This window comes from Solwaraspora sp. WMMD1047, from assembly GCF_029626155.1.
Taxonomy (GTDB): domain Bacteria; phylum Actinomycetota; class Actinomycetes; order Mycobacteriales; family Micromonosporaceae; genus WMMD1047.
On sequence record NZ_JARUBL010000001.1, the window covers coordinates 7,305,273 to 7,318,302 of the forward strand.

The following is a 13,030-nucleotide window of genomic DNA, read 5'->3' on the forward strand; positions in this document are numbered from 1 at the left end:
CCGGCGGACCGACCCTGACCCACGTCTCTCACCAGCCACACCTCGATCGGAGCCTGACATGCGCGACGACATCGACGACGAATACGCCCACGAGGAGATCCTTCAGGCCGTGGTCATTCACCTGCTCACCAGCGACGAACTGGACCGGCTCTGCGACGACGCCGGCCTGCCGGAACTTGTCGACGGCGACGGACATCCGGTCCACATCCACTCGGCCCGCTCCTACCGCGACGCCGAGGTACTCACCCTCGACCGCGGTGTGTGGCTGGAGCTGTCCGACGGCAGCGTGTTCGGCCTGACCGTGAAGAAGTCCCGACGCCCCAACACCGAGGTCACCCTCCACCGCCGGCCACCCACCCCCAAGTCACGACACTGACCCGATCGGTTCCGGTCCGGACGGACGCCTTCATCGCCGTCGCCCACCCCTCGGGCGACGTGCCGCCCAGCCCGCGGCCCGCACCCGGCTGACCGGGCATCACTTCCGCCCTGCCCGACCAGCCTCGTCACACGCCGAGACGTAGACGGGCACGCGAAGACCTGGTTTGACGCCGTTGGCAGCGGTAGGTGGCCACTCTGCCAGCCCACCTTCGCCCGTTGCCGGCCCGCGAGACGTCCGGCAACGACGTTCGCAGGTCAGCGACACGCAAGCAAACACCCGGCCAGACCGCTCTGGAACGACCAGCTTCCGCTGGCATCACCTACCGGACTCTCTCGCGGGCTGAGGTCGCGTGCCCATCAACGACTTGCGTATCGCGGAAAGTCGAGCGTCGATCTGTCCTGGTCACCGCCCGGGCGGGTCACGGGGAACCTCTCCTGGGTCGTTCCCGGAACCCCCGGCGCACCCACCCGGGTGGTGACCACCGCAGATCGTGACGACCGCCGCGAAAGGTCCACCTGTCATGCGCGATGTCCGCTCGCGTCCCTCGGCCCACCTGCCCGTCCCCGCCGACGTCGATGACATCCTGCTGTGGCGGTTGTCCCTCGATGTCGCCGCCACGCACCGGCCCGGCCCTCATGGCGGCTGTACCAGCCTGCTCTGCGCCGACGCGCCGACCTACCCATGCCCGCCGGCCATCGCCGCACAGCGGGCGGCACACATCGCCCACCGCCGTACACCGACCGCGCGAGGCCGCGCCGCTGTACCTCCGTCCCCGGTCACCGGCCGAGCGGCGCTGACCGGCGCGGTAGCGGCCGTCGGGCAGCCAATGGGCGCCGCGCCCTACCAGCGCGACGTATGGCCGCCACCGCTGCGCCGTTCCACCGCTGGGCTGGCCGCCTGACCCCGCGCATCAACACCCCGATAGCCCGTCCCGCAGGGGCCTTGGGCAACAGCGACTACAGCCGCGACGAACCGCTGCCACCGCTCCGCGATCACGTTGGGGTCAGTCCACCGTCGTCACCCCTCTAGCAGCACACCGAGCCCGAACTCCAGCGCGGCCGCACATCGGTCCGCCGGCGGCGTGTTCCACGTCGCCGGACCTCAATCTGCCCGGAGGTGTCCATTGAGTTTCCACACCGAAACCACCCACGCCGGCTACGCCCGCGCAGCCGTCGATCTGCGTATCCAGATGGCCGAGGTCGCCAACAGCGTGACCGGCAAGGCGTACGTGCGCGAGTTCCTCGCCGGCCCACTCACGGCCACACCCGACCACGACGGCCCGGCCATGGCCTGCGTGCTGCCTCTGTCAGCGTCACGGGCCTATTCGGATTCGTCCTGAAGCATGGAAAGTACGTGCAGTGATTGCTCGAGTTCACGTTGGTAGACGGCGGGTAGGACCTCCGCCAGCTGCCGTCGGATGGTGACGGCTTCGTTGATCACGTCCAGCGCTTCCTCCCGTCGGCGCAAGATCGCCAACCAGATAGCGCGGTCATTCAGGCTCCTGGCGAAGTCGGGGCGGAAGGCATCCGGACGCGCATTAGCGAGCTGTCGTCGGATGGTGACAGCTTCGGTGATCGCGTCCAGCCCGTTCCTGTCCCTCCACCGGCCCGAGTCTGCCAACGTCATAGCGACGTTGTGCAGATTCCCGGCGAGCTTGGGGAGGAAGACATCGGGACGCGCGTTGGCGAGTTTCCGGTAGACTTGGACGACTTCAGTGGTCGCGGCTAGGGCCTCCTCTTGTCGACCCACGGCCGACAACTGATTAGAAAGCATGTTCAGACTGTGGGCGAGGTCGGGGAGGGAGGCGTCCGGACACGCGTCAGCGAGTTGTCTCAACTTCCGGACGACTTCAGTGGTCTCGGCCAGCACCCCCTTCCGACCAACCGGATCCTTCAACTGCCTGGCGTGGTTGCCCAAGCTCACGGCGAAGTCGGGGAGCAAATCTTCCTGGCCTGCCTCGACTAGTCTTCGATAGATCTGGACGGCCTCCACGCTCGCAGCCAGTGCCTCCTCTTGCCGACCCGAGTCCATCAACATGCCTGAATAGTTGTTCAGGCTGCCGGCGTAGCTGGACAGGAAGGCGTCCGGGCGCTCCTGAACCAGTCGTGTAAAGATCTGCACGACCTCTTTGATCGCATCGAATGCCTCACGCCATCGACCCACGGCCATCAACAGGTTGGAGTGGTTGCCCAGGCTCCTGGCGAGGCCAGGCAGGCGCTCTACGTCCCGGCCCTCGCCCCGCGACGGACGACATCCAGGCCCTTCAGCCAACCGTCGATACATCTGCACGGCCTCAGTGCTCGCGGCGAGCGCCTCCTCGAGCCTACCCAATTCCGCCAGCCAGCTTGCGCGTTCAGCCAGGTTCGATGCAACATCTGATCGAGACCACTCGATACGCAAGCCTTGCGCCTTGGCGGCCTCGTTCGCGAGCCCTGTGACCTCGTTGGCGAATTGGATGCGGTCGACACCGAGTGGGTCTTCCAGCCGCCGGCCTTGCATAACGCTCTCGTCGGGTGTCTCGGGGTGACTCCGGGCATTCAGCGCATCGAAGAGTTCGGCTGCGATGTCCGCCCACAGCAGACTCGACTTCGGCAGAGCATCGGCCACGCTCGTCAGACTGGCGGTCGCCGTGGCCGGATCGCGCATCAGGCATTCCAGCGCATGCACCAGCGGCTTGGGTGCTTCCAATCCGGGCGCTACAGTCAGCGCGGCCACCGCCAGGGTCGTGGGGCGCTTCCCCAGCATCCGCGTCAGTAGCTCGCCCACGCGGTCACCGAGACCGGGGTGCGCGGCGGCTCGGGCGCAGATGCTCACCCATCGGGTCGCGTCCTCACCGTCGACGTGGGCGGCTAAGGTTTCGGCGATCGAGGTGCGGGTCCGGTCGGCGATCAGGGTGCCGATCAGGTGCTCCGCCAGCCGGTCGGGTTCCAACTGGCCGAACGCGTACGGGCCAGCGGCCGGGTACAGACCGGCCAACCACGCCCGGACCCGGTCGCGTCGATCCAGCGGCTGATCGGACAGCCCCGGGATCCGCGCAAACCAGTCGTTAACCTGCGCCGGCGTGGGGGGCAGCAGCAAGACAGTGGCGGCAACGGCGTCTGTCAACGTGCTCATGCTCAGGTCCGGGAAGACCCCGGCGGCCTCGGCGGTGCTCTTCCAGTAACGGCTTTCATGGCGTCGCACCCGCTCCTCCGGGCTCCTACCACGTTCCGCGCCGCATCCGCTCGCGGTTGTCTCCACCCAATCGCCTTCGGACCCGTCACTAGCTACGGCCAGCGCGTGATCGGGCCGGTAACCGGCTGACCTCAACCGCAAGGTATGCCCCGAGGTCGTGGTGTCCAGCAGGTCGGCCAAGGCAGTCATCTGGATCGCCAGCACCGTCCATCCCGCCGCGGCAGACGGCAGTGGTCGATCGGCCAGCGCTGTGGCTCGCGCCAGCCAGTTCGTGTCGACGTATCCAGACACATGGGCCAGTTCTTTGGCGAACGCGACCACCGCCGCCCGGTACCCGTCCTGGCGGGCAGCGTCGGTGGCGTCCAGTACCGGCAGCGCGGTTACGGTCGCGGCATCCAGCAACATGGCCACCAGGTCGCTGGTGTCGTCGAGCTGATTCCACCAGTTCCCGGCGGTGCGGGCCAACGCCAGCACCTTTACCGCGGGTGGCCGACGGCGGGTGGCCAGCGCCGCCAGCAGCGCCGCCACCTGGCTAGGCCGGGACTCGGCGTAATCCACCACGACCAGTACCGGCACGACGGTGTCCGCGATCACCGCCAGTTCCTCGGCTGGGGCGGTTCGGTCGAGCCACAGCACGATCCCACCCGTGGCGTCTCGGATGAACTGTTCGCCGAAGTGGCGGGCCAAACGGGTCTTGCCCTGACCGCCAGCGCCGTGCACCAAGCAAACCCCGACACCCGGCTGCTGGACCCACGTCCGCAACTGCTCCAGCAGATCGTCTCGGCCACGGAAGCCGACCACGGCTCGCCGCGCACTCAGCAACTCCGCCGGTGAGACCACCGCGCCCTGCGGGTGAGCGGCCGGTTCAGAGCTGGCCAGCGCAGTCAACTCCGCGGCCTCGATCACCGTCGCGGGGGAGTGGTCGGCCAGGACTGCACGAAACTCCGGATCACGGTGCAGCACATAGGCGGGCACGGCCTCCAACACCGAGTGCCCGAACGGAACAGGATCGGCTGCGATCACCCCGACCAGCAGGTCATTGCCCCGCAGGCCATTGCAGAACACTGCGGCTCCGGACAGGCCACCCCACGGGGAGCGGCCATCCTCACCGGTAGCTGGCGGGTGACCGTTCAGACGGATTGCGTACCGGTCGCTGACCATCCTGTCACCAGGGTTGAACGTGCCGGTCAGCTGCGCTGTATCCACCGGATGACCGGCACGCTGCATCACCTCGGGCACACCCCAGCTCTCGCAGCGCAGCTCAGGCCGGCGCGTGACCGTCTTGCCCCACCGCACCGCGCCGTCCACTGGCGTCCAGTGCGGGTCGTCGATCGCGACCAGGGCTGCATCGTCCCGGCCGCCGGGGGTTCCGCACCACACCACGTAACCCACGTAGCAACCCACGCGACCGGGCCGAAACACCATGGCCACCGCCCCCCACTGGCCGACCACGTGGGCCGAGGTCAGTACGAGCCGCGGTGCCACTACATATCCGGAGCCCGGGCCACCCACACCGGTAACCCCCGTCAGACGCTCGTCCCACTCCACCCCGAGCCCTCCCACCACATGTTCGAGGCGGTCCACTACCCCGAGCTGGTGCTCAGCGTCCAGTCGTGTCTGAAACGTCGCCGGGGCCGTCCGGTCGGGCTGAATCACCGGCCACGAGCCAGTCCCTGCCGTCAGGACGGATAGGTGTCAAGGTCACCGACACCCGGTGCGTGCGGCCCCGCGAGAGACCGCCCTCGACATCGCCAGAGACCACCCACGTTCTGAACCCCGCCTTGGCCTTGGCGTCCTGACGCAGCTCCACGGCGAACTCCAGCTCGATCTGACCTACCAAGAACTTCACCGGCTGACCGATCCCGAGCGCCGCCGCATGCAGCAATTCCTCACGCACCGCAGCGACCGCGTCTGCCAACTCGATCTCCATGTTCACCCGATCAATACGCCAGACGAAGCGGCCCAAATCGCCCAGCCGCCCAACACAAATCAGATCACGACCCGGGCAACATCCCACCACCCCAGCCACTCGCGCCGGACAGAGTGTGCGCACCTGTGCACGCAGTACTTACCGCCGCGCTCGAACCCGTACCCCGACAGCTTCTGCCACCCGCTGCCGAGGAAGGTGGTGGCGGTCCGCCAGACCGCGCGGCAGCGCCCGCGTCGATACGCGCCGCATCGGCCGCATCCTCGCGGTGTTGCCGGCGGCACCTAGTCGACCGCACCTGTCCGGATGACACGGCCGTCGCGGACACCTACGGGACGAGCGCGAGCTGCACAAATGACTCGATGCTTGTCAATGACCACAGATATGTCCATGGCCACTGGCGGCGCCTGCCCGACAAGGACGGCCGCCCCGTACCGGATCTGGATCAACGCCTCCATGAAGGCCCCGACAGCACCGCTGCACAGGCGAGAAAGGCGCAGTCCTCGCCCGCTGGCATCGAAGCGGCGTCTGCGCGGCTCGCCGCCCGCACGCCGAACCAGCGAACTCGTAAGCACAGGACACGCCGCCGACGTCTGTGCAACGGAGTCGGCGGCTCCGGCCCGCACCCCTACAAACCCGGACGGAGGTACCACCCCATGCCATCAGCACAAATAGAGCCACTGGCTGGAGGACAACGGCGTCTCAGGTGACACCGTCGCGCCATTGGGCGCCCTCGACGGCACGCGGCCCGCCACCACGGGCGGGTGGCGGTCATGAGCGGCATGGACGACAAGGACCGCATCACCCAACTGCAGGTGCGCTACATGATCACGGACGGCCTGCTCGCCGGGATGGACGCGACCGAACTGCAGGAGGTGGCCGCAGCCGGCGGCGTCCCCGTGCAGGCCGGCATGGGCGAACACGAGCTGCGTGAGGCGATCCGGGCCAGCAACGCCGCCCGGGCCCGCGCCGCCGGCGTGCCCCTCGACCGGCTGCCCACGCTCACCGCGCAAGAGGCCTACCAGCTGGCCCGCCAGCTCAGCGGTGAACCGGCGCTCCCGGACAAGTCCGAATAGCTCGCGGCAGGCGATCGGCGACCGACGGATCCGGCCAACGCGATTCCTGGCCGCCGAACTCCTGCCCTGCCCATGTTTCGTGAAGGACTCGCTATGGCACCGCTTGTTGACTTACCCCTTGCCGACCAGCCGCGACGGCCGGCCAACCTCGGGAGACGGCGATGACTGGCCGCGTCGTGTCGTGGCTCGTGATCGCGGTCTGCTCTGTGCTGCTGCTGTGCTCCGGGCTGTTCAGCGCCGTGTTCGTCGGTGGTGGTGCGGGCGTGCCGGCCGGCTGCTATATGCCGGCCGATGCCAGCGCGTCGGCGTCGAGTCCGCTGGTGGATCTGACCCCGCCCGCTGGAGGGTTCGACCCGATCGGGGACTGGAGCAGCGAGCAGGTCGGCAACGCGGCGACGATCGTGACCGTCGGCGTCCAGCTGGGCATCCCGCCGCGTGGATGGGTCATCGCGGTCGCCACCGCGATGCAGGAGTCGACGCTGACCAACCTGCCGCACCTGGGCGCCGGCAACGACCACGACTCGGTCGGGCTGTTCCAGCAGCGCCCGAGCCAAGGCTGGGGCACCGTCGCGCAGCTGATGGACCCGGGCTACGCCAGCATGAATTTCTTCCGGGCGTTGCGACGCGTCGACGGCTGGCAGTCGATGGCGCTCACGGACGCGGCGCAAGCGGTGCAGACGAGCGCCTACCCCGGCGCCTACGCCACGTGGGAGGACGATGCGACCACCCTGGTCGGCGCGCTTACCGGCCTGGCCGGGCAGCTCGGCGACTGTGGCGCCAACGTCGGCCCAATGGGCTGGACGCAGCCGATCATCGCCGAGGTCGGCAGTGGCTTCCGCACGGCGGATCGTCCCTCGCACGACGGGGTCGACTTCAGTGTCGGCAAGGGCACTGCGATCCACGCCGCCGCCAGCGGTGTGGTCACCCGGGTGCGGTGCAACGCCATCGACGTGCGCACCGGCGGTGATTGGGGTTGCGACCGCGACGGCAACCCGGAGCTGACGAGTGGCTGTGGCTGGTACGTCGACATCGAGCACCCGAATCCCGGTGGCCCGGGCGGGGTCATCGTGACCCGCTACTGCCACCTGCTCACCCGCCCCGCCGTCGCCGAGGGCGAGCGTGTGGTGGCCGGGCAGGTCATCGGCGTCGCCGGTAGCTCCGGGCACTCCTCCGGCCCGCACCTGCACTACGAGGTTCACCTCGGTGACCACAGCCCGGCCACAGCCGTCGACCCGGTGGCGTTCCACCGGCTGGTCTGCGCCCCGCTGGGCCGGTTCGCCGGCACGCCGCCGCCGTGCGAACCGTCCCCCGACGCCTGAAAGACCAGGCCGGCATCAACCCGCGCCGACGGTGACGGCCAGCCGCAAGGCTGGCCGTCCGCACGTGCGGCAGCCGGCGAGCCCGGGCGCCGGGCACCCGGGGTTCCCCGCCGGCCCCTTATCACCGGCGTATCCGCCCGCGCCGGCATGCCCACCGCCGACGCGCCCAACCCGTCAATCCCGCACCAATCCGCAGAAAGAGGTTTCAACCATGAGTACCGATTGCCTCGTCGGTGTCCTCGACCCCGACCAGCCTGACACGGTGCGTGTCCGGTACGTCCACTTCGACGGAGCGCCCGGCTACATCCTGCCGGCGCTCGACCGGATCTGGTCGTCCACCTGCTCCCACGACACCACGGCCCTGGTCGACGGGCTGCTCGCGCACCAGTGGTCGTACCTGGGCGGCGACGTCGCCGCGGACACCGCGATCACGTTCACCGGTGAGCAGCCGGTACCTGGCATCGGCATGGCCAGCGAGTTCGACGCCGACAGCCAGGTGGAGGTGCTGCCCATGCCGGCAGCGGTCGACCGCGTCAGATGGGTCTACCTCATCGATCCCGAACACGCGACGGTCACCGTCCACGAGTCAGGCAACCTCGACAGGCCGCCGACCCGGCACCATCTCACCGCCCCGGGACAGCAGGCGTCCTCCATCGAGGAGACCCGACCGGTCGATCTGGTCGCGGCCGCGCGCGGTGCAGGCGGCACGCACGGCCGGTCCCTCGCCGACACCTGGGCGCACGACGCCCTCGACGGCGCCCGCGCGCAGGCTCAGGTCACGGCGTTGCGGGTCCTGACCGCTGACCCCTCAGTCCCTCAGGCCCCACCCGGCGCCGGCCCCGCCCCCGAACTCGGGATCTCGGCGCCGGCGGAACTCGCGGGCGTGCTCGGGTCGCCGGTCTGGTCACGGCTGACCCCCACACGCCGGTCCGAGATCCTCGACGCCTGGCGGGCCGCCGCGCACGACGCGTTTGCCGACCGGGTCGTCGAGCACTGCCGCAACCTGCTGGGCGCCGCCGGCGGCGCCGGCCGGGATCTGTCGCACCTGCGTCCGGACCGGCTGCGCATCGGCGGCGTCGGGGTGTTCGCCGGGGACTGGGCCGCGACCCCCGGCCCGTCCGGGCAGATGCGCCTGCCGGTCGGGTTCGTCGGCGTCCTGACCGGCACCTGGAACGGGTTCGCCGTGTTCACCTGCTCCCGGGCGGTGGCCGAGGCGATCGTCGCCGACCAGCAGGTGCAGCGCGAGCGTCACCGCGCCCGGCTGATCGACCTGGGCCGCGGCCCCGACGACGCCGACCGTGACCTGGACGAGGCGATGGCGACGATGCGGTTCGACCGCGACACCATCGTGGTCGACGAGACCGCGGCCACCGGTGACCCCGACGCGGTCACCCGCATCGGCCCGGACCCCGACGGCCGGTACGTGGTCATGGGCGGCTCCTGGACCTGGCAGGCGGTCGACCCGCACGACTGCGACACCATCATCGGGGATCTGCCCGCCCCCGGCGCCCAGCAGCGGTTCGTCGAACTGCCCCACACAGGCCTGCGGGCGCCGCACGACCGGCTACACGTGACTGACCTGCAGACCGTCGCCGGCACCCCACCGACATCCCTGGTCACCCTGGCGCTGGACGACACCCCCGTCGCTGAGGCCCGCACCAGCGCGGACGGCGCCCACCTGTCCCTGCCGAGCGCCACGTTCAGCCGCGGCGACTGGGCCGCCTACCTCACCGGCTGCCGGCAGCACGGTCGGCCGGCATCCCAGACGCAGGTCCTTGACGCCCTGGTCACCGAGTACCAGGTCGGGCAGGCGGCACGCCAGGCCGCCGCCGACGGCGCCGTGCTGACCCGGCTACTGGACGCCGACGGCACCATCCTGCTGCTGCGACCGGTGTGGCCCGCCCCGCGCGACCACTTGGCGCGCAGGCGGCTCGGCCAGCGACTGCGACTGCGGGACCCGCACCCGCGCGGCCACCTGTGGCAGTGGTGGACCGGCACCGCCTGGCACCACCTCGCCAGCGTCACCGGCTCGCGCACCGTCGCCGATCCGACCGGGCGGCGGCCCAACCTGGGACAGCTTCTCGCCTTCCTCATCGCCGGGTCCCTGTACGAGAGCCTCGACCGCGACCAGCTGGTCCGGCAGGCCGCCGACGACGGGATCCCCCTGGACCGGCAGATGAGTGACGACCAGATCCGCGCCCTCGTACGCGACGCGCACCGCGAACGCGGCCGGGAGGCCGGGCTGCCGGTCGACGACCTGCCGACGCTGACCGCCGCCGACGGCCTCGAACTGGGCCGCATCGCCACCGGCGGCGCCCCCACCAACCACCCGGCCACCACCGACCAGCCCACACCGTCTGACCCGGACCAGCCCCCCACCCACCGCTGAAACCGGCCCGGCCGCCCCGTAGCCGTCGGGGTCCCGGCCAAGCCGCGTCACCAACACCCGTTCGCGTGTCCCGTGCTGGCCGGCGCCGGCCAGCACCGGGCGCGCCCAGCCCAGGGAGGACATCATCGCCACCGAACCACTGCCCAGCCGCGCCAGCACCAGCCGGTTCGAGCTGCACAACGTCGGCAACACCATGCTGACCGTCGGCCCACGCCACCACCGGCCCCTGTCCGACGACCTCGTCCTGGCCATCGGGCACCGCACCTACTTCCAGTCCTCGTCCCGGTCGGTCCTGCTGACCCGGGCACAGGTACGCGAACTGCTCGACTGGCTGAGCGCCTGGTACGAACACGGCTGGGACGGTGTCCCCCGCGAAGAGGGACCCACCACAGCCGACATCGTCGAGCACTACCACAACGCCGCCATCCGTGAGCGCATCCGCGCCGACCACGAACGCATCGACGCCCACCGGCTGCTGCAGGCCGCGATCGCGCTGATCCCCGCCGACTGCCGCAGCCAGGACCTCGACGAGGTCGCCCTCGACCAGGGGCGCATCTGGACGCGGCTGCAGAAGGAACGCGACCACCTCGAAGGCACCCGCCAAGCCCTCGTTGAAGGCCTCTGGGAAATCGAACACTCCACCACACCGTCAGCGGACGTACTGCGCACAGCAGCCGCACGCCTGCTGAAGGCCGACAAGCCGTTCACGGGTCAGGTCAGCGACGCCGAGGCCGCCGACACCCCGCTGCACCACCGCCCACGGCTGGTCGCCGCCGCCGACCTACTCCCGACACGGGACTGACCCCGACACCACACCAACACCCGCTGCCTGAACACGCGCCACCACCCCGCACCCGGGCACGGCCAGCTGGCCGTGCCCGGGTAGCTGTCTGAAAGGACCCCCGCTGATGTCCTACACGGCACCCACCGCCGATCAGCTCATCGAGCTGCTCCGCGACGCCATCAGCCGCCACCGCGGCAACCCCGCCCTGCACGACCGTGTCCTGATCGACATCAGTGGCGTGCGCGTGCCCATCGACGGCGTCGACCTGTACGACGTCACCGACGAGTGCGAGCGGAAAGACTGCCACTGCGCCTACGGCCAGGAGAACCCGCCCGCGGACGCCCCCAAGGAGGGCGTCCATTTCACGTTCCTCATCACCGGCGACGTTCCCTGAATTCCACCCGGCCAATCAGCCACACACCCGCGACTGGTCCTTCTCCCTCTCGCTCACACATCCCCGCTCGCAACAGCCTTGGTGAACGTTGCTGCAACGCCCACGGCGAACACGACTTGCCAGCGCGACCGAAGGCACTATTGCATTCGTCGCGGCCAATGGCAGCCGTCCCTGGCGAAACCCTTGGAAGGATCCGCGATGACCGGCCAACCCCGCGCCGACCCGGCCACCGCGGGCGAGCCCGACGACCCGTTCGCCCGCCTCGTCCAGGAGCTGCTGGACCTGGACTACACCCGGGTCGCCTCCGTCGGCGCCGACGCCGTCAGCTACCGCATGGCGACGGCGTCGGACCTGCTCGCGACCATCGAGCGCACCGGCGCGACCGGAAGCGCACGGCTCACCGCGCTTGCCGCCGACGGCACCCACCGGTGGGACGTGACCTGCACGGCGACCACCCCACCGCAGGTGCAGGTCCTCCTGCTGTACGCCGTCCTGCTCGCCGACGCGGGCGACGAACAGGACGTGCTGCGGTCGGTGGCCGACACGCTCGGCGTGGACCTGCACGCCGAGCCGACCGACCCGGCAGGACCACCGGCCAGCTAACCAAGCCGGACCGCGAGTCCCGCCCAACCGGGGCGCCCGAGCCGAGGGGGATCGGGCGCCCCACCCAGCCCCATCAACGGGACAGCGACGCCCCACCGCCGCCTGACCCGCGATCCGCGCCGTCCATATCAGATGGCCGACGTGCCGTTCCTCACCCAAAGAGTGACCACTTGAGAGTCCAACACGACCGCACCGGTACGGCCGCCCACGGGCGACTGCGGCCCGACACGTCCGCGGCGATCACCACGATCCTGGTCAACATCGAGACCACCACGCACCAGTACGGCTGGGACCAGCAGCCGGTGCTGTTCGGCCTGTTCGACCACCTCTGGGCCGACGGCACCGCCGCGGTCGAGGTCGACCCCCGCATCACCGGGCCCGACCTGTGGACCACACCCGACCCGCGCCGCCCCGGCATGACGCTGCCCGTGCCGGTCATCCTGCACCGACTCGCCACCGACCTGACCGGGCCGGCCGCACGCCGCTGGTGGGACGGCTGGCTGCACACCAACGGGCGCACCTGCGTCGGCGTCGGCCTCGCCTTCGAGGCGTGGGCAGGACCGGACCGACCCGGCTACCGCTACGGCGACCTGGCCACAGCCCCACCCGGACAACGGCGCGAGGTCCGCGTCGTGGCCGCCGTGGACACCGACTTTCACCTACACCGGGTCATCCGGGCCCGCGGGACGGACAGCACGCGCGTGGACCACCGGCTGCTCGTGCCCACCCGCGGCCGGCACCGCGGCATCGTCACCGGGCTGTACCGGCTCGCCCGCCTCGCCCGCAGCCGCTAACTCACCGTAGCCGGCGGCGGCCCGCAAGACAGCACCACACGCTGCCCCCGGCAACCCCAACGGCGCGGCAACGCACCCTCCCTCATCTGGGCAGCGGGTGCACCGCCCAGCCCTCAACGTCGGGCTCGGCGCCGCCACCCCGTCTCCGCCCGCGCGGTCATTCGTTTCCACCGCCCGCGCACCCGGAGACG

11 protein-coding genes are annotated in these 13,030 nt (G+C 70.3%); 9 read left to right on the top strand and 2 right to left on the bottom strand.

The genetic code is table 11. The features are described 5' to 3' along the window. Positions 1 to 58: 58 nt before the first annotated feature. Positions 59 to 376, top strand: coding sequence for a hypothetical protein (locus O7627_RS33425; RefSeq protein ID WP_278097413.1), 318 nt, complete (start codon positions 59 to 61; stop codon positions 374 to 376). Positions 377 to 1,502: 1,126 nt separating this feature from the next. Continuing rightward, a complete protein-coding gene (locus O7627_RS33430; protein ID WP_278097414.1) occupies positions 1,503 to 1,718 on the top strand; it encodes a hypothetical protein in 216 nt (71 codons plus the stop codon). Here the strand turns inward: O7627_RS33430 and O7627_RS33435 are convergent. Both O7627_RS33435 and O7627_RS33440 read right to left on the bottom strand, forming a co-directional pair. Further along, a complete protein-coding gene (locus tag O7627_RS33435; RefSeq protein WP_278097415.1) occupies positions 1,700 to 4,945 on the bottom strand; it encodes a tetratricopeptide repeat protein in 3,246 nt (1,081 codons plus the stop codon). The genes O7627_RS33430 and O7627_RS33435 overlap by 19 nt on opposite strands. Positions 4,946 to 5,153: 208 nt before the next feature. Then, the gene (locus O7627_RS33440; RefSeq protein WP_278097416.1) at positions 5,154 to 5,483 is read right to left on the bottom strand and encodes a trypco2 family protein; all 330 of its coding nucleotides are present in this window, start codon (positions 5,481 to 5,483) and stop codon (positions 5,154 to 5,156) included. A gap of 770 nt (positions 5,484 to 6,253) precedes the next feature. On the opposite strand from O7627_RS33440, the gene O7627_RS33445 reads away from it, so the two are divergent. From O7627_RS33445 to O7627_RS33475, 7 genes are all read left to right on the top strand, one after another. Beyond that, positions 6,254 to 6,556, top strand: coding sequence for a hypothetical protein (locus tag O7627_RS33445; RefSeq protein ID WP_278097417.1), 303 nt, complete (start codon positions 6,254 to 6,256; stop codon positions 6,554 to 6,556). A gap of 161 nt (positions 6,557 to 6,717) precedes the next feature. Continuing rightward, positions 6,718 to 7,875 (top strand): M23 family metallopeptidase, encoded by a 1,158-nt coding sequence (locus tag O7627_RS33450; RefSeq protein WP_278097418.1) that lies wholly within the window; start codon positions 6,718 to 6,720, stop codon positions 7,873 to 7,875. A 211-nt stretch (positions 7,876 to 8,086) separates the two neighbouring features. Continuing rightward, positions 8,087 to 10,264 (top strand): hypothetical protein, encoded by a 2,178-nt coding sequence (locus O7627_RS33455; RefSeq protein ID WP_278097419.1) that lies wholly within the window; start codon positions 8,087 to 8,089, stop codon positions 10,262 to 10,264. A gap of 193 nt (positions 10,265 to 10,457) precedes the next feature. Further along, a complete protein-coding gene (locus O7627_RS33460; protein ID WP_278097420.1) occupies positions 10,458 to 11,066 on the top strand; it encodes a hypothetical protein in 609 nt (202 codons plus the stop codon). Positions 11,067 to 11,172: 106 nt separating this feature from the next. After that, the gene (locus O7627_RS33465; protein ID WP_278097421.1) at positions 11,173 to 11,442 is read left to right on the top strand and encodes a hypothetical protein; all 270 of its coding nucleotides are present in this window, start codon (positions 11,173 to 11,175) and stop codon (positions 11,440 to 11,442) included. A 198-nt stretch (positions 11,443 to 11,640) separates the two neighbouring features. After that, positions 11,641 to 12,045, top strand: coding sequence for a hypothetical protein (locus O7627_RS33470; RefSeq protein ID WP_278097422.1), 405 nt, complete (start codon positions 11,641 to 11,643; stop codon positions 12,043 to 12,045). Between the two features lie 170 nt (positions 12,046 to 12,215). Further along, positions 12,216 to 12,839, top strand: coding sequence for a hypothetical protein (locus tag O7627_RS33475; RefSeq protein ID WP_278097423.1), 624 nt, complete (start codon positions 12,216 to 12,218; stop codon positions 12,837 to 12,839). Positions 12,840 to 13,030 lie beyond the last annotated feature (191 nt).